Source organism: Candidatus Competibacteraceae bacterium (assembly GCA_016699715.1).
Lineage (GTDB): Bacteria > Pseudomonadota > Gammaproteobacteria > Competibacterales > Competibacteraceae > Competibacter.
In genome coordinates this window covers 3,054,453-3,078,892 of sequence record CP065007.1, presented here as the reverse complement: position 1 = coordinate 3,078,892, position 24,440 = coordinate 3,054,453, and the positions used below count along the sequence as shown (strand labels likewise).

Below are 24,440 nucleotides of genomic sequence, written 5' to 3'. Positions count from 1 at the left end.
TCCGGCGGTCGGATGGGTCTCGAAGCGCGTTATGATACCGGCATTCATCTTTTTCACAGCCGGAATCTCGAACCATGCGGGACTATCAACGGGAATTTCTCGACTTCGCCATCGGCCGGGGCGTGCTGCGTTTCGGTGAGTTCACCCTCAAATCCGGGCGCGTCAGTCCGTACTTCTTCAACGCCGGACTGTTCGACAGCGGCGCGGCATTGGCCCGGCTGAGCCGCTATTACGCCGCCGCGATTGTGGAGGCCGGACTGGAATTCGACATGCTGTTCGGGCCGGCCTACAAGGGCATTCCGCTGGCGGCGGCGGTATCCATCGCCCTGGCCGATGGATATAACCGCGATCTGCCCTGGTGTTTCAACCGCAAGGAAGCCAAGGACCACGGCGAGGGCGGGATGATCGTCGGCGCGCCGCTCAAGGGCCGGGTGCTGATCGTGGACGATGTCATCACCGCCGGCACCGCCATCCGCGAGACGATGGCCATTCTGGCCGCGCATGGCGCGCCGCCGGCCGGGGTAGTGATCGCCCTGGACCGGCAGGAACGCGGGCAGGGCGCGCTGTCGGCGGTGCAGGAAGTCGAGCGCGCCCACGGCATCGCCGTGACCGGTATCGTGACCTTGGGCGATGTGGTGACCTATCTGGCGGAACGACCCGAGTATGCGACGCATCTGGAGGCGATGCGGATTTATCGGGCGCGGTATGGGGTTGATGCAATGCTTGCGGTTTGAGCGTTCCCCATCCGTTCAACCGGCACCGGTATAAACGATCCGCTGGCACAGCACACCCGCCGGATTCTGGCTCAATTCCGCCAGCACCCGCGGCAGATCGGTGAACGCACATTCGCCACTGATCAGATGGTCCAGCACCGGGTCGTCCAATAGATCCATCACCGTGGACAAGCGCCGCCGATGATCCCAGCGTCCGCGCTGCGCGGCGGCCACGGCGCCGACCTGGGAACTTTGGATGCGCAAGCGCTTGGCATGGAAATCCTCGCCCAGCGGCAGGCTGACCGGCCGCGCGCCGAACCAGCTCGCCTCCACCACCGTCGCCTCAAACCCGGCCAGACGCAACGCCACCGCCAATCCGGCGGGCGCGCCGCTGGCGTGAATCACCACATCCTGTTCGTCCGCCGCCTGGTCTGGCGTGGCAAAGCATACCCCCAATCGCGCCGCGACCGCCGCCTTGCTCGTATCCACGTCCAGCAGTTGCACCGCGCAGCCTGGCAAGCGTCCGGCCAGCCGGGCGATCAGACAGCCGACCGTGCCGGCGCCGATCACCGTAATCCGGTCGCCCAAGCGGGGCGCGGCGTCCCAAAGCACGTTGAGCGCCGTTTCCAGATTGGCGGCCAATACTGCCCGGCCAGGCGGAACGCACGCCGGCACCGGCGTCACCGCCGCCGCTGGAACCACGTAGCGATCCTGGTGTGGATAGAGACAAAACACGACTCGACCCCGCAGCGTCGCCGGACCGGCTTCGACCACCCCGACATTGCAGTAGCCATACTTCACCGGCGCGGGAAAATCGCCTTGCTGGAACGGGGCGCGCATGGCCTGATGCTGGCTGGGCGGCACCTCACCGCGAAAAACCAGGCTTTCGGTGCCGCGGCTGATGCCGGTGTAGAGCGTGCGCACCCGCACTTCGCCCGGACCGGGAGGCGGCAGGGATTCATCGAGAATCTCGCCGTGGCCGGGCGTTGTCAGCCAAAAGGCGCGTGCCGTGAGGACTTGATCGACTTGCATGGACTTGGAAGATGGACGGATGGATGGGCGCAAGCTCTTCGGCTTAAAACCCCTGGTGGGGATCGCATTTTCGCCAAAGGCTAGGTCGTGTTCACAAAATTGCTAGCGGAGCATGATCACGATGAGGGCGAGGGTGACGAAAGCCAGGAAGTGGGCTTTGAGTTTTTCATAGCGGGTGGCGACTCGGCGGAACTGTTTGAGTTTATTAAAAAGGCGTTCGACTTTGTTGCGCTGTTTGTCGCGTTCCTTATCGTAACCGATACGATCCCAGCGGTTCGCCTTGGGCGGGATGACCGGGGTGATGCCCTTGGCGTCGAGCTGGGCGCGGATGGCGTTGCTGTCGTAGGCTTTGTCCATGGCGGCGTGCTGGATGCCGTCGCAAGGATCGAGGGCATCGACCAGCGCCTCGCCGACCGGGGCGTCTCCCGCCGGCCCCGCCGTGAGGCGGATCTCGATCCCATCGGCTTCGGAGGCACACACGGCATGAATTTGGGTGCTGAATCCGCCCCGCGAGCGACCGAGGGCCTGATCGCCTTTTTTTAGCGGCGCCCGCCGCGTGCTGATGCGCCCGCACCACGGTGGAATCCAAAAACACGAGGCTCAGGTCCACGCCCTTGAGTCGCTTCAGCAGCCCCAGAATGTCCCCCCAGACCCCTCGCGCGATCCAGCGTTGCCAGCGCATGTAGATCGTGTGCCAGGGACCGTAGGCGTTCGGTAAATCCCGCCACGGCGTACCCGTGCGCAGGACATGGAGAATCCCTTCCAACACCTCGCGGTTCTTCACCGTCGGTGGCCGTCCCCGGCGACCCTGTTCGGGCGGCAGCAACCGGTTGATCTGCCCAAATTGCTCGTTCGTGAGATAATACAAACGATCCATGCTCAACGTCTCTGGCCGTGGATGACAGCTAACAGTCTCGCACACGAAGCATGATTTTGTGAACACGGCCTAGCACTCGGGCCGTCGCCCGCGGCCCCAGCCCTTCGCCGCGCAATCGCAGCGCGGCCGCGACCTTGCTGATCGGCGTCTTGATATCCTGCATCGGGGTGCCCGTCGTTTCCGAGAAGACCGTCCCACAGCTCGTGCAGGCGCGAAGGCTTCGGGTCCCGTTGTGAACGGTCTCGTAGTGACCTTGGCCCGTGGTGTCAGGGGAACCGCAGGCTGGACCAATCAGCGTCGTTGGCGTCTTCATCGTTCCAGTAAAACGCGCTAAACCATCGGATGCAAGAGTAAATTCAGTGGGTTGAGCCCAGTGCCTTAACGGTCCCCCCGGATATACTCATGCGGGTAGCAGACCGGTTCGCCGATCGGTTGCCAACTGGCACCGGGTTGCGGAATCGCTTGATACGGCCCGGCTTCATCCGCGCACCAGACCGCCAATCCCCACTGGCTTCCCTCCCGATAGGCCTGCTCGATCAGTTTTTTTTGGCCTCGATATCGGGATCGGTCACCGTCACCACGACGGTCTGACCTCCCTTCTTTCGCGGCCGCTGAGCCGTACCCGTGTCACACCACGACCGATGCTTTTGCCAGCTCAAGCCCGCATCGACCAAGACGCGCCAGATCGTATACGTGCTGACTTGGGGTAACCCCTGCCGGCGCAAGGTCCGCCGCAAGGTCGACAGCGACCACACTGCCGTCCCATCCCGCTCGCGATCCGGGGGCCGACGCGCTTCCGCCAGAATCCGTTCTCGCTCCACGGGCGTATAATCGCGCGGGTGACCACCCCCATGCCGGGGGACCACCGCCGCCAGACCTTCGGCATTGAAGCGCGCCACCAAGGCCGCCACTGCATCGCCCGATTGGCGACCCGCCGCCCGGGCCGCTTCGGTATAACTGTCGCCATCCGCCACCGCCAGCACCGCTTTAGCGCGCGCCACTGTGCTGGCCGCAATCGCTTGGCCTCGACTCAAGCGGATTAGTTGTTGACGCTCCTCTTCAAGGAGCGGCCGCAGCGGGTTCTTGGGACTGCGGGCCATGGCTACCTCCTTCTTCGCTATCAACTCATAGCTTATCCCTCTTGAATCAGTAATGGCGACAAGCAAAGCAAGTGACCCACTAGCGTTGAACAGCCCTGGTACCAAGTCAAGATACTACTCATTACACGTATCCTGATCAGACCCGTATTTTATTCCGTTCTTATCTAAGAATCAGCAGCTTGCTGCGGGGCAATCGAGCAGAGAAATATTGAGTAACAAAATGCATCATGTCGTATAAAACCTGGTTTGTGAACCCAGCAACTTTGTAAATTCATTTGCCGAGATGGGAGGACTAAATAAATAACCTTGAATCTCATCACATTCATGATTGCACAGGTAATCAAATTGTTCTCTTGTCTCCACTCCTTCAGCGACGACATTCAATTTCAGGCTGTGTGCCAAAGTGATAATCGATTTCACAATAGCGGCATCTTCAAAACCGATATTGAGATTACGAATGAATGATTGATCAATCTTGAGAGTGTGAATAGGAAAACGTTTTAAATAGCTTAACGAAGAGTAGCCTGTCCCAAAGTCATCAATACTGAGATGGAGCCCCATACCTTTAAATATATTCAGTGTTGCAATGGTTTTATTAATGTCTTCCATTGCAGCGCTTTCCGTAAGTTCGAGTTCTATTTTGCTAGAGCTAAGCCCTATGACATTTAGTGCATTCTCGACCTGCCTGATCAAATCAGGCTGCCGAAACTGTAAAGGAGAAAGGTTGACAGCGATACGACATGACGAAAAACCTTGATCTTGCCAGATTTTGGCCTGCATGCACGCGGTATGAAGTATCCATTCCCCAATCGAGATGATTAAACCAATTTCTTCGCAGAGAGGAATAAACTGCGCCGGCGAAACCCGTCCTTTTTGTGGATGATTCCAACGTATAAGGGCTTCAGCTCCACAAATCCGTCTACTTCGAGTTTCTATTTTTGGCTGATAATATAGCTCGAATTCGCACCGCTCTAATGCATGGCGAAGACTATTTTCCATATCTAATCTTTCCAAAGCCGCGGCGTTCAATATCTTCGAATAAAATTGATAATTATTCTTGCCAACGGATTTTGCGTGGTACATAGCAGAATCTGCATTCTTAAGAAGCTCGTTGGTTGTTTGCCCATCAGTTGGATAACAAGCAATGCCAATACTAGCCGTTGAATAAATATCACGATTATTAACATCGAACGGCGTTGATAAATCGACCATAATTTTTTTAGTAATTGTAGTCGTTACTGATAATGATTCTTGAATATTGTTATAGTGCGAGATAACAATAACAAATTCATCACCTCCAAGTCTGGAGATCGTATCTTCACTCCGTAAATTCCTACTTAGCCGTTGCGCCACTTGGCATAATAATATATCACCCGCTATATGTCCTAGGGAATCATTAACATGTTTAAAGCGATCTAAATCAATAAATAAAACGGCCACAAAAGACTTTTGCCGTTCAGCCTTGACTAGAGCTTGCTGTAATCGATCCTTGAGTAGCAGTCGGTTAGGTAGTCCTGTCAAAGCATCATAATGCGCCATATAGTACAGTTGTTTTTCCCAACTTGCATTGGATAACGCAACGGCCACACGATTCGTAAAATCGCGAGCTAGAAGGATATCTTCTTCCGCAAGGGTTAATACCTTTCGATATCCAAGACATATCATCGCAGACACTTCATTCTTTAGTACAATAGGAAGTATCAAGAACGAAAGAGTGCCTAGTTTTTGCAAAGACAAAAGATAACCTGGAAGATTTTTTTGATGAGTTATAAATATATAATTTTGATTTTCCAAGAGAGCTTGATGCTCCAGTAACGTTATTTCTAGCACACTTACGGTTATCTTTTCTCTAAATAGCTCATTGAGGGTATAAGTACGACCTAAGTTGTTATGATTGCGATCGATAACTGTCATGCTTATATAATCGCAAGGAACAATTTCATGTGTTCGGGTCAGTACGATTTTAATGATATCCTCGATTTTCAAGGTCGATAAAATAAGCTGATCGATATCCGCCATTGTGGATAAGGTGTGAAATTGCTTATCTATTTGAACCGCCATATTGTTAACAGAAGTAGCCAACTCTTCAAATTCATCACCACTGCTCACCTCTATGGGTTTATTAAATTTTTTATTAGAAATATACTGAATTCCCTCCATTAGTTTTTCAAGTGGAATTAGGTTTCTACGAATTTGATAAACACTCAGCAAGGCCACGATGGCGAGCGTTAACGTAATAACAAAAGCAAAGATATTTCTGAAATCAGCTATAGGTACTAATATATTGGCCTTCGACTGGCTAGTAATTATCGTCCACTTTGATATTAGGAAGTTAGGTGCTAGAAAAAGAGACCAGTAGTTGATCAAAAACTCTTCATGATTATGATCGTACCACGTAAATTTCCCTGAAGATGATGTATTCAGTTTAACTAATTGATCAGAACTAAGTTCGTATTCCTGGTACGAACAAAATAATGCTCTGTTTGATTGATAAAAAACACATAGTTGTGTTTCTTGCTCAAGTAAATCAGTATTTCCCCACAAATAAGATTGGTCAATTTCTCCAATTAATATACCTTCTTTCGGATGCTGTGGATCAAGCATCCGAAGTAGAAATATTCTTAATAAAAAACGGGATTGATAGTCGATTTTAATAATACTATTGCCTGCTTGGAGATGGTTTTTTTCTGCTTGAGTAAATGTTGCCATTTTTTCAATATTTCCCCATGAAAATGTAAGTTGGTTCGTATTATTAATCAATCTTATTTGTTTAAATCCTTGACTCGTTTTTAAATTAAATTTATCATTTCCTATCGAGTTAATCGACAAATTATCTTGGCGAAAACTTTGAGCAATCCAGCTAATTTTCATTTTTAGAAATAACAAGCGGTCAAGCACTGCTATACCGTATTGCTTACTCGTATATCTGAGTTGTTCATATTGCTGATTTAAGAGCAGATTGTTTATCTGCCAAAAGGATAAGAGCGTTAATAATATAATAGGAATTGCAGATGAAATAATGAACAGCAAGAATGTTCTTTGTGCTACTTTACTCCGGAGAAAAACCATTTCTATTTTCATGAGTTAAGCGGTTTTATCTATCAGTATTCGGAAGCTAATCCAATAAATCCCCCATTATTGGCTCTGACAATATCATCTCGACTTGCCTTGGCCGTTAGTGGAGATACACTTTTCCCATCTTTACCCATGCTGTATAGATCATAATCGGTATTTAAAGGAACCAAATTGTGATCTTTACGTATCTTACCTTTTCCTTTCGTAGTGGTAATGTTCAAGTATTGATAGGGATTTCCCCATGGATCTAACTGAGGAATTTGCTCTGTCAATTCACCAAGAGATTCAGGATGCTTAAACTTAACAGTATAATAACGCTGGATCACTAATTGAATATGTAGAATATCATTCCTTGCCTGCATTGTTTTTAAACGATCCATGTATCTACTGTATGTGTTTAATGCAAGAGTTGCTAAAATTCCACTTACAACAAGCGCTAATAATAGTTCGACTAGCGTAAATCCGCAGTACTTTCTTGTCACTTTTTGTGTGTCTTCTATTAACCGAGCAGTATAATTAACCATGATTCTTAAGTTGCTATTTATTTATATTAGGAGTATTTGACGATGGGCGTAACCCGTCGAGCGCGCCCCTGGGTCAAGCCACGAGGCGGAGCCGAGCAGATTGGAATTGGACTGGGTAATGGGCATGGAGCCGAGTGGTTTCCTGTTGGATGGAGTGGTTCATGAAGTAGCCGTTCATTCCCCTCTACTCTACTGGGGTAAAGGGGCGAGAGGCAGTCCGGCGCGGCGGTCGGCGATGGCGCGTTCGAGAGTGCGCCAAGGGGAGTGGCCGCGCTGGCGACAGGTATCGATGACGCTGGCGAGCAGAGCGAAGACCCGCGAGCCGACCGGGGTGCGGGTGCCCAGACTGATCTTGCGCGCGATCACCCCATGCCGCAGGGCGCGCTCGGCCTCGTTGTTCGTTAAGGGGTGTTTCGGGTACCGCAGTACCTGGAAGATGGGTCCCAGTCATTGAGCCACTCCACCGCCAAGGCGTGGGTTTTAGCCCGAATTATTCATAAAAGAAGGGCGAACCTCGTTCAACTTATTGATATAATGAGTGTTATGCCAATAACGCTTCGGAGAAGCCAAACGAGGTCGCCCATGTCCCATTCTACCCCGGAGCCATTGCGTTTTCCCCCGGTCGCCGGCCTGACCGTGCGCGCCGAGTTCGACGGCGGGGCGATGTCGTCGGACATTGGCCCGCTGATTCTGCGCGGCATCGATCCGCAGATCGGGCTGATTGACCGTCTCACCTCAGCGGTCGATGACCAACGCCATCCGTCGTACATCACGCACCCCTTGCGCGACCTGTTGGCCCCACGGATTTTTCAGATCGCCTGTGGCTACGCCGACGGCAATGACGCCAATACGCTACGGACCGACCCGCTGTTTAAGCTCGGCGTGGACCGCCATCCCTTGGCGCACGCCCTGGATTTGGCCAGCGGCCCCACCTTCTCCCGGCTGGAGAACGCCGTCTCGACCCGGGATCTCTATCGCCTGGCACGGGCCTTCGTCGAGCCGTTCATCGCCAGCGACCCCACGCCCCCGGCGGTGATCGTGTTGGATCTGGATCATTCCGAGGATCCGACGCACGGGCAGCAGGAATTCAGCTTCTACAACCCCTATTACCGTCATCACTGTTATCTGCCGCTGTTTCTCTTCGAGGGGCTCTCGGGCCAATTCATCACGGCCGCGCTGCGCCCCGGTAAGCGCCCAACCGGCGCCGAAAACGCCATGATGGTGAGGCGGGTCATCAAGCGGCTGCGCGCGGCCTGGCCCCAGACCCGCATCGTACTGCGGGGCGATGCCCACTTCGCCAATCCCGAACTGATGCAACTGGTGGTGGCGGATCCGCAACTCGACTTCATCTTTGGGCTAGCCGGCAACCGGACCCTGTCGCCCTTGGCCGAGCCGTTCCTGGCCGCTCACCGCCGCCGCCTTGAGCACGCCCGCCGGGTCGGGTTGCTCCCGCCGACCCCGACCCGAACCTACCATGAAATCGCCTACGGGGCCGACACCTGGCCGCAGGCGTTTCGGGTCATCCTCAAGGCCGAGGTGATGACGCTGGGCGATAACCCGCGCTTCGTCGTCACCTCGCTGAACCTGCCCACCCCGGAATGCCTGTACCGCGATCTCTACAGCGCGCGCGGCCAGGACGAAAATTTCATCAAAATGGTCAAGAACGACTGGGCCAGCGATCGCACCTCGGACCACCGTTTCCTCGCCAACCCCCTGCGCCTGTTCTTCTCCTGCGCCGCTTATGTCCTGCATCAGGCCCTGCGGACCGAGGTGCGGGTCCATACCGAACTGGCGAAGGCCCAACCGGCCACCGTCATCCTCAAGCTGTTCAAGTTGGCGGTGCGAGTGGTGGCCTATAAGGACCGGATCAAACTGCACTGACCCACGAGTTGCCCGGTCAAGACCCTGCTGCGCCGGGTCACCAACCTCCTGTTCTTGACCCGACCGCCACCACCGCTCCCCGCTTGACTCCGCGCGGTCAACCTCCACGCCGGTAGATACTCAGGCTCGTCGGGGTCGGTGGCGTGCCGCCCGTCTGGCGGCCACTGCCCCAGTAGGCGTACCTCGATACCCCATCAACCGGCGTAACCTCGATTCCGTCACCGATTTCCCTATGGATAACCGGTCCATCCACCCAGTCACGCCCTGAATCTGATTACGCGGGGTAACCTCTGGCGCCAATCACAGTTTTATGAAACATTCGGGCTAACAGTCTCGCACACGAAGCATGATTTTGTGAACACGGCCTAGTGTAGCGCCGTTTCAAGCAACATGGCGTTTTCATGGGGATTGGCCTTAAATAGCCAGGATGAAAGATTCGATGTGTGTCACCCATTGAGGAAGCTATTATGGCGACCGCCCCGACAACGGTGCCCTCCCTGCTGCACGAATTAAGCTCCCCGCTGACCGTTTTGATCAGCACCGGCGATCTGCTGCGCGATAAAGTGCCCGATACGATAGAGCCCTGCATTCGCCGCCTGGGTGAGATAAGCCATCAATTCGGGCGGGAAGTCGTGGATCTGCGCACAAGCCTGGAGGGGAAAATCGATCTGCAATCGCCCACCAGGGCAGCGGCGCAAATCCGGCAACTGGCGGCGGATTGGCGGCGCTATCAAGCGGAGTTGTCCGATTTGGTCGTTGCGATTCAGGTGGCGCGGGTCAGCCTGGAAGATCCGCTGTTGGATCGGATTCTGAACCAGAACCTGTCGAACGGTCTGAGCGGACTCACCCGCAACCTTGCCCGCCTGGAAGCCATCCAGCCCGAAGATCTGGCCCTTCCAGAACAGGGATAAGCGCGCGTTGAGAGCCACCGCTTTTTCACCGCGCGGCGATGGCCCGTCATGACCGATACCGCCGAATCTCCGCTCCAGCCGCTGCTGGCCAGCACCCTGCGCAGCCTCGTCCCGGCGCTATTATTGGTGGCGGGGCTGGCGTCGCTCGCCACCGACGCGCTTCGTCTCCCCAACGGCTATATCGTCCAATGTCTCGCCGTATTTACCGGACTGCTGCTCGCCCTGAGCCCGTTTTTGCCCCAGCATTTACCGCTGCTCACCTTCGGCGCGGCCAACCAGGTGACCCTGTCACGCGCCGGCATGGCGGCGCTGGCGGCGGGTCTGATTGGTCGACCCGAGATGACGCCGGACCAAAGCTGGTTCGTCGCCGCGCTGGCCGGGCTGGCCCTGGCGCTCGATGGCATCGACGGTTGGCTGGCGCGACGTGGCGGCCTGCAAAGTCGGTTCGGGGCCCGCTTCGACATGGAAGTGGACGCCTTCTTCATTCTGATCCTGGCCGCTCTGCTCTTCCAGTCGGGCAAGGCCGGTGCTTGGGTGCTGCTGTCGGGCCTCCTGCGCTACGGTTTCGTCGCGCTGGGTTACGCCTTGCCCTGGCTGAACCGGCCGCTGCCGCCGCGCTGGCGTCGGCAGGCTGTCTGCGTGCTTCAGACCGCCGTGCTGGCGCTATGCCTGGCGCCGCCGCTGATTCCCCCCTGGACGACGGCGCTGGCCGCCGCCGCGCTGGGACTGCTGGCGCTCTCGTTTGCGGTGGACGTTCGTTGGCTGTGGCGGACCCACCGCTCTACCCTGGAGGAGGATGCTCGATGAACCGTCGTCGAGCCTGGCTTGCCCTCATCGAGTTCGCGGCGCGGCGACCGTAAGCGGCGCTGGTTCCGACGAGCCATGCGACCGGCTATCCAGCGTCCGCAGCAACAGCGGTCCCAGCGCCTCAATGCCACCCAGCGCGGCTGGACCCGGCATGATGCCCGGCCGAAACCCCGCCTGCTCGAACGCTTCGATCAGCGCCGGGTCGCGCGAGAACAGATGAACCGGCACCTGCCAGGGAATTCCTTGACCACCGACCACCGCCGGCGGCTGGTGATCGCCCAGCACCAGCAGCAGCGCGTTCGCCGGCGCGTACCGGCGCAGATAGCCCCCCAGCACCTCCAGGTTGTAGCGAATGCTTTGCAGGTAGGCCGAAGCCAGTTCCCGACCATCCAGTCGATGATTCAACTCCACCGCCTCCGCGACCACGGCGGCGGTGGGAGCCGCGTCGAAAACGCTCCAGTCCGGCTGGTACGGCGGTAGCGGTGCGAACGGCGCATGGCTGTTGATGGTCGGGTAAAACACCAACAGCGGCGCACGGCCGGCCGGCGCGACCTCGGTCTGGTGAATGTGGTACAGGCTGTATTGATCGGGAATGACCCACCAACCGTAAGCGGGACCGGGGTAATTCAACCGCCCGGCGTTGTGGATTTGATCGAAGCGATAAAATTGTCCTTCCGGCCAGGCGTACTTAAGGCCGGGCATCACCGAGATCGTGCGATAGCCCACGGCGGCCAGGCGGCTGGCGAGCGTGGCCCGGTCGGAGGCCAGCAAGTCCTGGTAGTCTCCCTGATCGGCGATGCGCAACCCGGACAACAGGCTGGAATGCGCCAGCCAGGACGACCCGCCGAAGGTGCTGGACTCCACCCGCGCCGAGGCCACTCGCCAGCCGGAAGCGTCCAGCGAGTGCTCGAAAGCGGCAAAATCGCCGGCGAGCGGAACAGCGAAGCGGGGATCGTCGAACACCAGCGCGCCGTAGGACTCGAAAAAGATCAGGAACAGATCGCCCCCACCCAGACGCCCCAGATCCGAGACGGGCAACGGCGACTGGGCGGCGATCCGACCATGATCCCTGAACAGCGTGGCGTCCAGTACCAGCCTAACCTGCTCGACCAGCATCCTGCTGACCGGCAAGGCAAACTCATGTTCCACCGGCAGGCGCGGGCTCAAGCGGCCGGCGCCGTACACCATCAACAGCGCCAGCCCCAGCGCGCCGAGCCCGCGCCTGCCCGCCGGTTGTCCCAGCGCGGCCACGACCGTATGAAACGCCCAGCGCAGCACGGCGACCAGGGCCAGCAACAGCGCCAGCAGCGCCAGCAGCGCCAACAGCCATTGCCAACCGGCAATGCTGTCCAGAAACATGGCGGCTACCCGCGGCAGATGCTGGCTATCCCAGTACAGATTGATGGACCGTCCCATCAGCGCCGGCACGGTAACGTCCAGATAGCGCCCCAGCACCAGCAGCAGGAAGCCCCCGAACAGGATGTTTCGCACGGTGCGTCCCGGCACACCCCGCCAGGCGGCGAGCACCGCCAGCGCCAACAGCAGGATCGCCAGTTCGAGGGACAACTCCGGCACCCAGCGCACGCCGACGGTCGGCCAGCGGTTCTGAAAGGTCAGCGCCGAGTTCAACAGCAGCAGCGCGAGGAATATTCTTAGCAAGTTCGGCATCAACGATTCCTAAACCGTCAAACACAACCTCCCGTCGCGGTTTCCAGCGCGAATGGCACGGAACGATCACGGACCCTACATCCCCCATGCATGATCATCCCCATACTCACACGCACACCCATCACCACCACTCCGAAGCCACCGGCCGCATGCTGTGGATCGCGGCCGCCATCACCCTGGCGTATGCCGGGGTGGAGGCCGGGGTAGGCTGGTGGGCGGGATCGCTGGCACTGGTGGCCGACGCGGGCCACATGGTCAACGACGCCGGCGCGCTGGTGTTGGCCGCCGCCGCCGCCTGGTTGGCCCGGCGACCGGTCTCGACCCGACACAGCTACGGATTCGGTCGCGCCGAATTTCTGGCGGCGCTGATCAATAGCGGCGCCATGCTGGCACTGGTGGTCTGGCTGGCCGTCTCCGCGACGCAACGACTACATGATCCCCAAGCCGTCATCGGCGAGGCCGTCTCGCTGGCCGCCGCTGTCGGGCTGGCGATCAACCTGCTGGTGGCCTGGCTGCTCAGTCGCGGGGAGCGGAGTCTCAACACTCGCGCGGCGCTGCTGCACGTCCTGGGAGACTTGCTGGGCTCGGTGGCCGCCCTGCTGTCCGGCATCGTGATCGCCTTCACCGGTTGGACGCCCATCGACCCGCTGCTCTCGCTGGGCATCGGCGCGCTGGTTCTGCTCTCCAGCCTGCGCCTGCTGCGCGAAGCCCTGCACGGACTGATGGAGGGCACACCGTTCGATCTGGCGCTGGAGGATGTGGGCCAGTCCCTGGCCCGCCTGCCCGGCGTGATTTCGGTGCATGACCTGCACATCTGGAGCGTGGCTCCGGAAAAGGTCATGCTCTCCGCTCATCTGGTGGTGCGGGATCTGTGCCAATGGGAGACGGTGCTCGATGCCTGCCTCGTCCTGCTCGACGAACGGTTCGGCATCCACCACGTCACCTTGCAACCGGAACCCATGACGCGGACGGTGCACTGGCTGGACGCGCGGGGCAGGCAAGCCGCCGTCTCCGGTGGTCCGGGAAAAAACCACCATGCCGTCCAGCCACCCGCCAGCGCCGGCTAGATATCCAGATTGAGCACGTCCAATGCGTTCTGCTCGATGAAATCCCGCCGTGGCTCGACCTGATCGCCCATCAGGGTGGTGAACACCTCGTCGGCGGCGACGGCGTCCTCAATGCGCACCCGCAGCAGACGGCGGGTCTCCGGATTCATGGTGGTTTCCCAAAGCTGATCCGGGTTCATTTCACCCAGACCCTTGTAGCGCTGGATGTGCTGGCCACGTTTGGCTTCCTCCTGTAACCAGGCCATGGCCTGGCTGAAACTCCGCACCGACTGGCCGCGCTCGCCGCGCCGCACTTCCGCGCCCCGCTCGAACCCCCCCGCCAGCTTGGCACCGAACCGGGCGAGACTGGCGTACTCGTGGGAAGCAAAGAATTCCGCGGTCAGCGGGATTCGCCGTTCCAGACTATGGGTGCGACGGGTGATGGTCACACTGTGAGTCCCGTCCTCCTCCGGCGCTTCGATGGTGGCTTCGTAAACCGAGCGGACTCCCGACCCGTCGTTCAGCCGCGCCACCAGCCTTTCGGCCCATTCCCGCAAGGAATCGCCGTCGCGCAACCGCTCGCCGTCCAGCGCCGGCTGGTAAACCAGTTGCTCCAGCAGCGCGCCGTCGTAGCGCCGGGACAAGCGCTGGATCAACGCCATGACCCGCATGTGGTCGCGAGCCAGTTCTTCCAGCGCACCGCCGTCCAGCACCGACGCATCCGATCCGACCGTCAGCGCCGCGCCATCCAGCGCCGTTTGCAGCAGGCTGGTCGAGAGTTCCCCCTCGTCCTTGACGTATTGCTCCTGCTTGCCCTTCTTGATCTTGTACAGTGGCGGCTGGGCGATGTAGATGTGCCCGCGCACGATCAATTCGGGCATCTGCCGATAGAAAAAGGTCAGCAACAGGGTACGGATGTGAGAGCCGTCCACATCGGCGTCCGTCATCAAAATAACACGATGGTAACGGAGCTTATCCGGATTGAACTCCTCGCGGCCGATGCCGCAGCCCAGCGCGGTGATCAGCGTGCCGACCTCCACCGAAGCCAGCATCTTGTCGAATCGGGCCTTTTCCACATTCAGGATCTTGCCCTTCAGCGGCAGGATCGCCTGGAAGCGCCGGTCGCGACCCTGCTTGGCGGAACCGCCGGCGGAATCGCCCTCGACCAGAAACAGCTCCGACAGCGCCGGGTCCTTTTCCTGGCAGTCGGCCAATTTCCCCGGCAGGCCGGCGATGTCCAGCGCACCCTTGCGCCGGGTCATCTCGCGGGCGCGGCGGGCGGCCTCGCGGGCGCGGGCGGCGTCGATGATCTTGCCGGTGATGGCCTTGGCCTCGCTGGGGTTCTCCAGCAGAAACTCTTGCAGCTTTTCCGCCACCACCGCCTCGATCACCGGCTTGACCTCGGACGACACCAGTTTGTCCTTGGTCTGCGACGAGAATTTGGGGTCGTGCAGCTTCACCGACAGCACGGCGGTCAGTCCCTCGCGGGCATCGTCCCCGCTGGTCTCGACCTTGGCTTTCTTGAGAATCCCTTCCGCGTCCATGAACTGATTCAGGGTGCGGGTCAGCCCGCCGCGCAGGCCGGCCAGATGGGCGCCGCCATCGCGCTGTGGAATGTTGTTGGTGAAGCAGAACACGTTTTCCTGGTAGGAATCGTTCCACTGCATCGCCAGTTCGACCTGGATCTCGTCGCGGGAGGTGTTTAGATAAAATACATCGTCGTGCAGCGGTGTCTTGTTACGGTTCAGATGTTCGACGAAAGCCTTGATGCCGCCCTGATACTCGAAGCTGTCTTCCTTGCTGGTACGCTCGTCGCGCAATCGGATGCGGACGCCGGAATTCAAAAACGATAGCTCGCGCAGGCGCTTGGCCAGCACGTCGTAGTGGAAGTCGATGTTGCTGAAGATGGCGCTGGGCTTGAAACGGATTTCGGTGCCGGTCTGGTCGGTCTCGCCGATCACCCGCAGCGGCGCCAGCGGCACGCCGAGGTGGTAGTCCTGCTGGTGGATTTTGCCGTCGCGACGGATGGTCAGACGCAGCGACTCGGACAGGGCGTTGACCACCGACACACCGACCCCGTGCAGGCCACCGGAAACCTTGTAGGAGCGGTCGTCGAACTTGCCGCCGGCATGCAGCACGGTCATGATCACTTCGGCGGCGGAGCGACCCTTCGAGTGCTCGTCGGTGGGAACGCCGCGGCCGTTGTCCGTCACCGTGACCGCTTCGTCGGCGTGAATCGTCACGCTGATCTCGGTGCAATAGCCGGCCAGCGCCTCGTCGATCGAGTTGTCCACCACCTCGAACACCATGTGATGCAAACCGGTGCCGTCATCGGTATCGCCGATGTACATGCCGGGCCGCTTGCGGACCGCGTCCAGCCCTTCCAGGACCGTGATGCTCGATGAGGTGTACGACTGATTCATGACTCCCGCTTCCCGAATGCCGCAAAAGACGCGGGATTATATCATTTCGCGTACTTCCATTTCGCGTACTTCGCCGCCCACCAGACCGAAGGTCTTTGCCGCGCGCCAAGGCGCGATATCCAACAGTCCCGGCTCAATGGCGGTGATGAACAACTGCGTGTCCAGTTCCGCCAGGGCCCGCGACACCCGCGCCCGGTTGCCGGGGTCCAATTCCGCCGGCAGATCGTCGATCAACAAAATGCAGGCATCGCCGAGGTGGCGGCGGTACAGCTCCGCCTGCGCCAGCAGCAGCGCGATCACCAGCAGCTTCTGTTGGCCGCGGGAAAGCGCCGCGCCGGGTGGATGACCGGCGACCCGGAGCACGAAATCAGCCCGATGTGGCCCCGACCGGGTATGGCCCTGCTGGCGATCCGAGCCGCGCCCCACCCGCAACCATGCCGCGAAATCCCGCTCTAACGGCTCCAGAGGCCAGCCACGGCGATAATCGACCTCCACCCCTGCCTCACCCAGGGTCCGGGCCGCCAACGGCTCCAGGACGCCTTCCAGGGCCGTACAGAAGGCATCGCGCAGCCGGTCGAGAGTCGCGGCCGCCGCCACCAGTTCGCCATCCCAGGCATCCACCGCCCGGTCGGCGGCTCCGGCCCGCAAGGCGGCGTTGCGGTGGCGCAGGGCCGTCTCGTAGCGCCGCCAGGCGTCGATGAAGGTCGGTTCGGCGTGAAACAGCCCCCAGTCCATGAAGCGTCGCCGCTGACGTGGCCCGTCTTCCAGCAGCCGGTGGCTGTCTGGATTGAGCAGCAATACCGGCACCTGCCGGGCCAGCTTCGCCAGCGAGCGGGTCGGCGCGCCGTCGATGCGGAGGGCCAGCTCGCGCGGGCCGCGTTCGATGCCGACCGGCCGCCGCCGCCCGTCGCCGCCGTCCAGCATCGCCACCACTCGAAACCAGGGCGCGTCGGTTTGAATCAACTCTCGCGGCTGGCGGGCACGGAACGAACGGCCACGGCCCAGAACGTACAACGCCTCCAGCAGGCTGGTCTTGCCGGAGGCGTTGGGACCGACCAGCAGGTTCAGGCCGGGCGAACAGTCGATCCGAACCGGCCGCAGGTTGCGAAATCCGGTAATGTCGAGGGTGGCGACCCGCATGGCTGGCCTTAGCGCGCCGCTCCAGGAGCGGCGCTCACCGGCCCCTGACCCCGATACCCTGCATCAGAGCCGCATCGGCATGATGACATGCTTGCCACCGCGGCCGTCGGCTTCCTCGATCAGACAACTGCTGGCCGAGTCGGAAAAGGACAGCTTGGCCAGCTCGCCGCCCAGCGCGCCCAGCGCGTCGAGCAGATACGTCACGTTGAAACCGACCTCCAGCGGGCCACCACTGTAGTTGATTTCGACGTCCTCCTCGGCCTCTTCCTGCTCGGAATTTTGCGCCTGCGCCCGCAGGATCCAATCTTCCAGTTGCAGGCGCACGCCCTGGGTCTTGTCGTTGAGCACGATACCGGCCCGCGCCAGCGCGCCGCGCAGCACCAGCCGGTCGGCGATCACCACCCGATCGCCCTCGCTGGGGATCACGCGCTGGTAGTCGGGGAACTTGCCCTCGATCAGCTTGGAGGTCAGGCAAACGTCGCCCAGCACCAGCCGGATGTGGTTGGCGCCGATCCGGATCCTCGCTTCGAGCTCGTTGTCGCCCAGCAAGCGCAGCAATTCCAGCACGCCCTTGCGCGGCACGATCACCTGGCGGGTTTCCGCCACATCGACTTCGGTTCGCAATTCCTGGAACGCCAGCCGGTGGCCGTCGGTGGCGACCAGTCGTAGCACGCCGGGGCTGACTTCCAGCAGCAGGCCGTTGAGGTAGTAGCGCACGTCCTGCTGAGCCATGGCGAAATGGGTGCGCTCGATCAGGCCACGCAGGATGCCCTGCGGCAAACGGATATCGCCTTCGAACGGCAAGTCCTCCAGGGTGGGGAAATCGCCGGCCGGCAGGGTGATCAGGGTAAAACGGCTGCGGCCGCAGCGCACGGTGGCCTTGTCGCCCTCGACGCTCAGCGTCACGGTGGCCTCGTCCGGCAGGGCGCGCAAGATGTCGTGTAGCCTGCGGGCCGGGAGGGTGGTCTCGCCTGGCGTCTCCACTTGCAGTTCGACCCGGACCGACAGTTCCATTTCCAGATCGGTGGTGGTCAGGGTCAGTTCCCGTTCCCGCGCCGACACCAACACATTGGTCAGGATCGGCAGCGTCTGCCGACGTTCGACCGCGCCGATCACATGCTGCAACGGTTTGAGCAGTTGCTCGCGCTTGGCTTCCAGTTTCATCGAAGTTCTCCGATAGGCCTGTTCGTTCGGTCTTCACCGTGCTTGGGTGGGTAGCCCCAATTTCCTACTTGAGTGTATGGTAAATAAAATTTTGTCTGTCGGCACGACCTGCTTTTCGCGTCGCCCCAACAATAAAAGAAGATCTTATATATATTAAAAGATTATTATTATTAGGGAGGCCGTTTTCTGTGGATAACTTTTTTTTATTGTTAAAAATAAATAAGATACATCGGTTTTTCCTGTGGATAAGTCTGTGGATGAAATGTGGATAAGTCCATTTTCCTGTGGATAACTTTTTGAGGGTCAAAAGTTATCCACAAAGTTATCCACAGATTTTGCCGACTTATCCACAGAAATGGCCGACTTATCCACAAAGTTATCCACAGGCTATTTTCCGCTTTTATAGGCAGTTCGTGGTGAAATTATCAGTCATATGGGTTTAATCCACTAAATAACTTTTAATAATTTGATTTTCTGAAAATTATTGCGAGTAATTATTTAAGTTAACTCGCCAGTCGCCGAGCGTTTGAAAGTTATTCAACTTATCCACAGAGCTTATCCACAGGGATTTTCTAGTTAGTCAGCGTCGACAGCAAATTAGTATAATCGTCGCGGATCTGCGGGTCACTGTGCCGGAGTTCCCGCACCCTCCGACAGGCGTGCAGGACGGTGGTGTGATCCCGCCCACCGAACGCCTCGCCGATCTCCGGCAGGCTGAGCACGGTCAGTTCCTTGGTCAGCGCCATCGCGATCTGCCGGGGGCGGGACAGGACGCGCAGCCGACTGTTGGACAGCAGCTCGCCGATGCTGATTTTGTAGTAATCCGCCACGGTTCGTTGGATATTTTCGATGGTGACCAGCTTGTCTTGCAGCGTCAGCAGGTCGCTCAAAACCTCCTTGGCAAAAGCCAGGGTAATGGGCCGGCCGGTGAACTGGGCATTGGCATAGACTCGCCGCAGCGCGCCTTCCAGCTCGCGGACGTTGGAGCGGATACGCTGGGCGATGAAGAAGGCGACTTCGTCGGGCAGACCAAGCTGGATCTGTTCGGCCTTGCTCTTGAGGATCGCCACCCGGGTTTCCAGTTCCGGCGGCTCGACCGCCACGGTCAGACCGGAGCCAAAGCGCGACTTGAGCCGGTCTTCCAGGCCGGCGACTTCCTTGGGGTAGCGGTCGCAGGTCAGGATCACCTGCTGGCGGCTTTCCAGCAGGCTGTTGAACGTGTAGAAAAACTCTTCCTGCGAGCGCTCCTTGCCAGCCAGAAACTGTACGTCGTCGATCAGCAAGGCATCCAATACCCGATAGCGGCGCTTGAACTCGTTGATGGCGTTGTGTTGCAGGGAGCGCACCATGTCGGCCACGAAATACTCGCAATTTTGGTAGACCACCTGGGCGCTGGGGTCGCGTGCGCGCAGCATGTTGCCGACGGCGTGGATAAGGTGGGTCTTGCCCAGGCCGGTGCCGCCGTAGATGAACAGTGGGTTATAAGCCTTGCCGGGATTTTGCGTGACTTGCAGGCAGGCGGCCCGGGCAATCTGGTTGGAATTACCCTCGACGAAGGTGGTAAAGGTGAAATCCGGGTTAAGCGCTCCGCTCTTGAGCAGCTCGCTGGCGTCGATGGCCGGTCCGGCGGACGGCTCGGCCGGAGGCGCTTTCTCGTCTTGAGTCGCCGCCGGCTCGACCTGGGCGGCGCCGCTGCCGATTTCCAGCAGCACTTCCGGCGATTGTTCGGGTCGTAGCTGTTCCAGCACGGTCTTGATCTGTGTCAGATGGTGTTTCTTGACCCAGTCGAGTACGAAGCGATTCGGCGCGAGCAGGTGTAGGCCGCCGTTGTCCTCTCGGGCATGCAGCGGTCGAATCCAGGTGTTCAACTGGGGTTCCGATAATTCGCGTTCCAGACATTTCAGGCACGCTTTCCACAACTCATGGTCCACAGGCAGTCCTCCCGGCGGCACCTTAGGCGGAATTGCTCAGTCTAGTGGCTCGCCGATGGCTTATCCACCACTTATCCACAGGCGCGGCGCTGATGGCAGGCTGCGTAGTGCTTGACAAATTTATCTCTTGATCAGTAAGTTTCGCGTTTGCGATAAAAATCGCAAACCGGTTTGCCTCGCAAGCACCTTTAAGGAACCACGACATGAAGCGGACTTTCCAGCCCAGCAATATCCACCGCAAGCGTACCCACGGGTTTCGCGCCCGCATGGCCACCCGGGGTGGTCGTCAGGTTATCAGGGCACGCCGCGCCAAGGGCCGCGCCCGGCTGGCGCCCTGACTCCATGGCTGGTGGCGCGCGCTTTCCGCGCCGCGCCCGGTTGACCGGCCGGCAAGCCTTTACCGGCGTGTTCGCCCGGCCGGTCAAATCCAGCGACCGCTATTTTACCGTGCTTGCCCGCCCCAACGATTTGCCTCATTCCCGCCTGGGCCTGGCCATCTCTCGTAAGGTCGCGAAATCCGCCGTGGCGCGCAACCGCCTCAAGCGGGTGGTGCGTGAAAGCTTCCGACACCACCAGCCAGGGATCGGCGGGTTGGACTGCGTGGTGATGGGCCGCGCCGGCGCGGCGGAGCAGGGCAATGCGATCCTGTTTGCCTCGCTGCAACGGCACTGGCGGAGGTTCGCGCGGCCATGCGCGCCATCCTGATCGTCCTGATCCGCGGCTACCAACTCTTGCTCAGCCCATTATTGGGCAACCACTGCCGTTTTTATCCGAGCTGTTCCCAGTATGCCCGCGAGGCCATCGAACGCCATGGCGCCCTGCGCGGCGGTTGGCTGGCGATCCGGCGCGTGCTGCGCTGTCATCCCTGGCATCCGGGTGGCGTCGATCCTGTTCCCGAACCTGTCCCGAAGGACCGATGATGGAAAACCAACGTTTGTTGCTGATCGCCGCCATGGCGTTCGTGCTGTTTCTGCTATGGCAGAACTGGCTGGAATTTCAGGCCAAGAAACATCCGCCGCCGGCCCCGCCGGTCGCTTCGGCGCCGGCCAGTTCAACCGTCCCGGCCGGCCCCTCATCCGTCCTGCCGGCGCTGAAGCCCGGTGAGGACGTGCCGGCCGCCGCGCCGGCGATAAGCGCGGGACCCCAGGCCCTGGGCGGCGGCCAGCGGGTGCGGGTCGTCACCGACGTATTCGAGGCCGAGATCGATACCCTGGGCGGCGACCTGCGCCGGGTCGGGTTGCGTACTTATCCGGAATCGGTGCAGCAGCCGGACCAGCCCTTTCAGTTGCTCAAGGATAGCGGGGCGGACATTTTCATCGCCCAGTCCGGGCTGCTGGCGCTGAACGACGCGCCCGCCCCCAATCATTACGCCCAATTCAGCGTCGAGCAGGACGAATACCGGTTGGCGGATGGTCAGGATACGCTGGAAGTGCGGTTGAACTGGTCGGACCCGTCCGGCCTGAAGGTGATCAAGACCTACACGTTCCGTCGCGGCAGCTTCCTGGTTGAACTGAACCAGCGGGTGGAAAACGGCAGCGCCGCCGACTGGCAGGGTAGTCAGTACCGCCAGTTCCAGCGCACCCCGCCGCATGTCAGCCACAGCTTTTTCGGCAGTGGCGTCATCACCTATACCGGCGCGGTGATTTCCACGCCCGAACAGCGCTACGAAAAAATCTCCTTCGACGATATCGCCAAAAAGGAGCTGAACCAGCCGGTCAAGGATGGCTGGGTGGCCATGATCCAGCATTATTTCCTCGGCGCCTGGGTGCCGAATCCGGGTGAGACCGACGATTTCTACACCCGGGTGGTCGGCGGCAACCGCTATATGGTGGGGATGCGCGGGGCGGCGCAGGCCGTGCCGGCCGGCGCGACCGGCGATTTTCGCACCCGCCTGTACGTGGGTCCCAAGTTGCAGGGTGTGCTGGCGGACATCGCTCCCAACCTGCAATTGACCGTGGACTACGGCATGTTGACCATCATCGCCGAGCCGCTGTTCTGGCTGCTGAAATGGATCCACAACATTATCGGCAACTGGGGTTGGTCGATCATTATCCTCACCCTGTTGATCAAGCTGGCGTTCTACAAGTTGTCGGAGACCAGCTACCGTTCGATGGCCAACATGCGCCGGTTGGCGCCGGAATTGACCCGGCTCAAGGAACTGTACGGCGACGACAAGCAGAAGATGAACGAAGCGATGATGGGCCTGTACAAAAAGGAAAAGGTCAATCCGCTGGGTGGTTGCCTGCCGATTCTGGTGCAGATTCCGGTGTTCATCGCCCTATACTGGGTGCTGGTGGAAAGCGTGCAGTTGCGCCAGGCACCGTTCATGTTCTGGATCAGGGACATGTCGATCCCGGACCCGTTCTACGTGCTGCCGCTGGTCATGGGCGTCACCATGTTCGTCCAGCAGAAGCTGAGCCCGGCGCCGCCCGATCCGATCCAGGCCAAGGTGATGATGGCGCTGCCGATCGTGTTCACCTTCATGTTCCTGTGGTTCCCGTCCGGGCTGGTATTGTACTGGGTGGTGAACAACATGCTATCCATCGCCCAGCAGTGGGTCATCACCAAGCGGGTGGAGTCGGGCGCCGACGCCGCGGCGCTCAAGGCCAAGGCCGGATCGGGTCTCGGCGGACAGGCCAAAAAGCTGTTGACGCTCGCCAAGCAGGCCTTGCCCGATTCGAAGAACTCCGGCAAGCGCAAGAAGTAATGGTGGCGTAACCCTTTGCTTCTTACCCTAACCCTTCCTCGCAAGGAGGGAAGGAGTGCCGTTTCCTCTCTCCCTGAGGGAGAGGGTGCATGACCGATACCATCGCCGCCATCGCCACCCCGCCCGGTCGGGGTGGCATCGGCGTGATTCGGGTGTCCGGGCCGGCGGTTCCCGCCATTGCCATGACCGTGTGCGGCATCGTGCCCGCTCCGCGGCAAGCTGCCTTTCGCCGGTTCCACGCGGGCGATGGCGCGGTGCTCGATGAAGGCATTACCCTCTATTTTCCCGCGCCCCATTCCTTCACCGGCGAAGATGTGCTGGAACTTCAAGGACACGGTGGGCCGGTAGTCATGGATTTACTGCTGGCGCGGGTGGTGGAACTCGGCGCGCGGCCAGCTCGACCCGGCGAATTTTCCGAGCGCGCCTTTCTCAACGACAAGCTTGACCTGGCCCAGGCCGAGGCGGTTGCCGACCTGATCGCCAGCGATACCGCCGCCGCCGCTCGCGCCGCCCTGCGTTCGCTGCAAGGCGCGTTTTCCCAGCGGGTGCAAAGCCTGGTCGAAGGCTTGATCGAGTTGCGCATCTACGTCGAGGCGGCGATTGACTTCCCCGAGGAGGAGATCGATTTTCTCGCCGATGGGATCGTTGCCGGGCGCTTGCGGGATCTGCGGGAGCGCTTGGGCGAACTGCAAGCCGCCGCCGGCCAGGGCCGCTTGCTGCGCGACGGGATGACCGTGGTGATCGCCGGTCGGCCGAACGCCGGCAAGTCCAGCCTGCTCAATCATCTGGCCGGGCGCGAGGTGGCCATCGTCACCGCCGTGCCCGGCACCACCCGCGACGTGCTGCGCGAGCAGGTCAGCATCGACGGTATGCCGCTGCACGTCATCGACACCGCCGGTTTGCGCGACAGCGATGACCCGGTCGAACGGGAAGGCATCCGCCGCGCCTGGAACGAGATCGCCGCCGCCGACCGGATTCTGATGGTGGTGGATGATCGCCTGGGCCTGGCGGCCGAGGAACGGGTGTTGCGGGCACGGTTGCCGGCGGACACGCCGCTGACGGTGCTTTACAACAAGATCGATCTGAGCGGTCGGCCGCCGGTGGTTCGGGACGGTGAGTGGGGCAGTGAAATTCTGCTGTCGGCCAAGACCGAGGTGGGTCTGGATCTGCTGCGCGAGCATCTCAAGACCTGCATGGGTTATCACGGTGGCGGGGAGGGGACGTTCATGGCCCGCCGCCGCCATCTGGAGGCGCTGGAGCGGGCGGCGGCGGCATTGGCGCGGGCGATGGATCAGTTGGAGATTTATCGCGCCGGCGAATTGGTCGCCGAGGAGTTGCGCGAGGCCCAGAACGCGCTCTCGGAAATTACCGGGGCGTTTAGGTCCGAAGATTTGCTGTCGCGGATTTTCAGTAGTTTTTGCATCGGAAAATAGCGAGACTT

19 protein-coding genes and 2 pseudogenes are annotated in these 24,440 nt (G+C 59.7%); 10 read left to right on the top strand and 11 right to left on the bottom strand.

Going from position 1 to position 24,440, the window contains the following annotated elements; translation table 11 throughout:
* Window positions 1-74 precede the first annotated feature (74 nt).
* A complete protein-coding gene (gene pyrE, locus IPM89_13885) occupies window positions 75-734 on the top strand; it encodes an orotate phosphoribosyltransferase (protein QQS53910.1) in 660 nt (219 codons plus the stop codon).
* A 15-nt stretch (window positions 735-749) separates the two neighbouring features.
* Here the strand turns inward: pyrE and IPM89_13880 are convergent, their stop codons facing one another.
* The 6 genes and pseudogenes from IPM89_13880 to IPM89_13855 all read right to left on the bottom strand — a co-directional run bounded on the left by IPM89_13880 (window position 750) and on the right by IPM89_13855 (window position 7,791).
* The gene (locus IPM89_13880) at window positions 750-1,745 is read right to left on the bottom strand and encodes a zinc-binding alcohol dehydrogenase (GenBank protein QQS53909.1); all 996 of its coding nucleotides are present in this window, start codon (window positions 1,743-1,745) and stop codon (window positions 750-752) included.
* Between the two features lie 247 nt (window positions 1,746-1,992).
* Window positions 1,993-2,622, bottom strand: a complete 630-nt coding sequence (locus tag IPM89_13875) for an IS5 family transposase (protein ID QQS53908.1) — start codon at window positions 2,620-2,622, stop codon at window positions 1,993-1,995.
* A 536-nt stretch (window positions 2,623-3,158) separates the two neighbouring features.
* Complete coding sequence (locus IPM89_13870) at window positions 3,159-3,722, bottom strand: helix-turn-helix domain containing protein (GenBank protein ID QQS53907.1); 564 nt, start codon at window positions 3,720-3,722, stop codon at window positions 3,159-3,161.
* 225 nt (window positions 3,723-3,947) lie between these two features.
* Window positions 3,948-6,752 carry an EAL domain-containing protein gene (locus IPM89_13865; GenBank protein QQS53906.1) on the bottom strand — a complete coding sequence of 935 codons (2,805 nt, stop codon included), beginning with the start codon at window positions 6,750-6,752 and terminating at the stop codon, window positions 3,948-3,950.
* Window positions 6,753-6,823: 71 nt separating this feature from the next.
* On the bottom strand, window positions 6,824-7,321 hold the full coding sequence (locus IPM89_13860; protein QQS53905.1) for a prepilin-type N-terminal cleavage/methylation domain-containing protein: 498 nt from the start codon (window positions 7,319-7,321) through the stop codon (window positions 6,824-6,826).
* A gap of 255 nt (window positions 7,322-7,576) precedes the next feature.
* Window positions 7,577-7,791: pseudogene (locus IPM89_13855) on the bottom strand (transposase).
* Between the two features lie 112 nt (window positions 7,792-7,903).
* Here IPM89_13855 and IPM89_13850 point away from each other — a divergent pair.
* From IPM89_13850 to IPM89_13840, 3 genes and pseudogenes are all read left to right on the top strand, one after another.
* Window positions 7,904-9,289, top strand: a pseudogene (locus IPM89_13850) (IS1380 family transposase).
* Between the two features lie 380 nt (window positions 9,290-9,669).
* The gene (locus tag IPM89_13845) at window positions 9,670-10,113 is read left to right on the top strand and encodes a hypothetical protein (protein ID QQS53904.1); all 444 of its coding nucleotides are present in this window, start codon (window positions 9,670-9,672) and stop codon (window positions 10,111-10,113) included.
* A gap of 48 nt (window positions 10,114-10,161) precedes the next feature.
* Window positions 10,162-10,920, top strand: a complete 759-nt coding sequence (locus IPM89_13840; GenBank protein QQS53903.1) for a CDP-alcohol phosphatidyltransferase family protein — start codon at window positions 10,162-10,164, stop codon at window positions 10,918-10,920.
* A gap of 24 nt (window positions 10,921-10,944) precedes the next feature.
* Here IPM89_13840 and IPM89_13835 read toward each other — a convergent pair whose 3' ends face one another.
* Window positions 10,945-12,588, bottom strand: coding sequence for a hypothetical protein (locus IPM89_13835; GenBank protein QQS53902.1), 1,644 nt, complete (start codon window positions 12,586-12,588; stop codon window positions 10,945-10,947).
* An 86-nt stretch (window positions 12,589-12,674) separates the two neighbouring features.
* Here IPM89_13835 and IPM89_13830 point away from each other — a divergent pair, with 86 nt between their 5' ends.
* Window positions 12,675-13,655, top strand: coding sequence for a cation transporter (locus IPM89_13830; GenBank protein ID QQS53901.1), 981 nt, complete (start codon window positions 12,675-12,677; stop codon window positions 13,653-13,655).
* On the opposite strand, the gene gyrB is transcribed toward IPM89_13830, so the two are convergent.
* From gyrB to dnaA, 4 genes are all read right to left on the bottom strand, one after another.
* Window positions 13,652-16,057 carry a DNA topoisomerase (ATP-hydrolyzing) subunit B gene (gene gyrB / locus IPM89_13825; GenBank protein ID QQS53900.1) on the bottom strand — a complete coding sequence of 802 codons (2,406 nt, stop codon included), beginning with the start codon at window positions 16,055-16,057 and terminating at the stop codon, window positions 13,652-13,654. The two genes, IPM89_13830 and gyrB, sit on opposite strands and share 4 nt — an antisense overlap.
* Before the next feature lie 36 nt (window positions 16,058-16,093).
* Window positions 16,094-17,197, bottom strand: coding sequence for a DNA replication/repair protein RecF (gene recF / locus IPM89_13820; protein QQS53899.1), 1,104 nt, complete (start codon window positions 17,195-17,197; stop codon window positions 16,094-16,096).
* 63 nt (window positions 17,198-17,260) lie between these two features.
* The gene (gene dnaN, locus IPM89_13815; GenBank protein ID QQS53898.1) at window positions 17,261-18,361 is read right to left on the bottom strand and encodes a DNA polymerase III subunit beta; all 1,101 of its coding nucleotides are present in this window, start codon (window positions 18,359-18,361) and stop codon (window positions 17,261-17,263) included.
* A 572-nt stretch (window positions 18,362-18,933) separates the two neighbouring features.
* Complete coding sequence (dnaA, locus tag IPM89_13810; protein QQS53897.1) at window positions 18,934-20,292, bottom strand: chromosomal replication initiator protein DnaA; 1,359 nt, start codon at window positions 20,290-20,292, stop codon at window positions 18,934-18,936.
* 203 nt (window positions 20,293-20,495) lie between these two features.
* Here dnaA and rpmH point away from each other — a divergent pair, with 203 nt between their 5' ends.
* The 5 genes from rpmH to mnmE all read left to right on the top strand — a co-directional run bounded on the left by rpmH (window position 20,496) and on the right by mnmE (window position 24,432).
* Window positions 20,496-20,630 carry a 50S ribosomal protein L34 gene (rpmH, locus tag IPM89_13805; GenBank protein QQS53896.1) on the top strand — a complete coding sequence of 45 codons (135 nt, stop codon included), beginning with the start codon at window positions 20,496-20,498 and terminating at the stop codon, window positions 20,628-20,630.
* Between the two features lie 4 nt (window positions 20,631-20,634).
* The gene (gene rnpA / locus IPM89_13800) at window positions 20,635-20,997 is read left to right on the top strand and encodes a ribonuclease P protein component (protein ID QQS53895.1); all 363 of its coding nucleotides are present in this window, start codon (window positions 20,635-20,637) and stop codon (window positions 20,995-20,997) included.
* Window positions 20,982-21,212 (top strand): membrane protein insertion efficiency factor YidD, encoded by a 231-nt coding sequence (gene yidD / locus IPM89_13795; protein QQS53894.1) that lies wholly within the window; start codon window positions 20,982-20,984, stop codon window positions 21,210-21,212. Before rnpA ends, yidD begins: the two co-directional genes overlap by 16 nt.
* Window positions 21,212-22,999, top strand: a complete 1,788-nt coding sequence (yidC, locus tag IPM89_13790) for a membrane protein insertase YidC (GenBank protein QQS55938.1) — start codon at window positions 21,212-21,214, stop codon at window positions 22,997-22,999. The genes yidD and yidC overlap by 1 nt, the downstream gene beginning before the upstream one ends.
* A gap of 89 nt (window positions 23,000-23,088) precedes the next feature.
* The gene (gene mnmE, locus IPM89_13785; protein QQS53893.1) at window positions 23,089-24,432 is read left to right on the top strand and encodes a tRNA uridine-5-carboxymethylaminomethyl(34) synthesis GTPase MnmE; all 1,344 of its coding nucleotides are present in this window, start codon (window positions 23,089-23,091) and stop codon (window positions 24,430-24,432) included.
* Window positions 24,433-24,440: the final 8 nt, after the last annotated feature.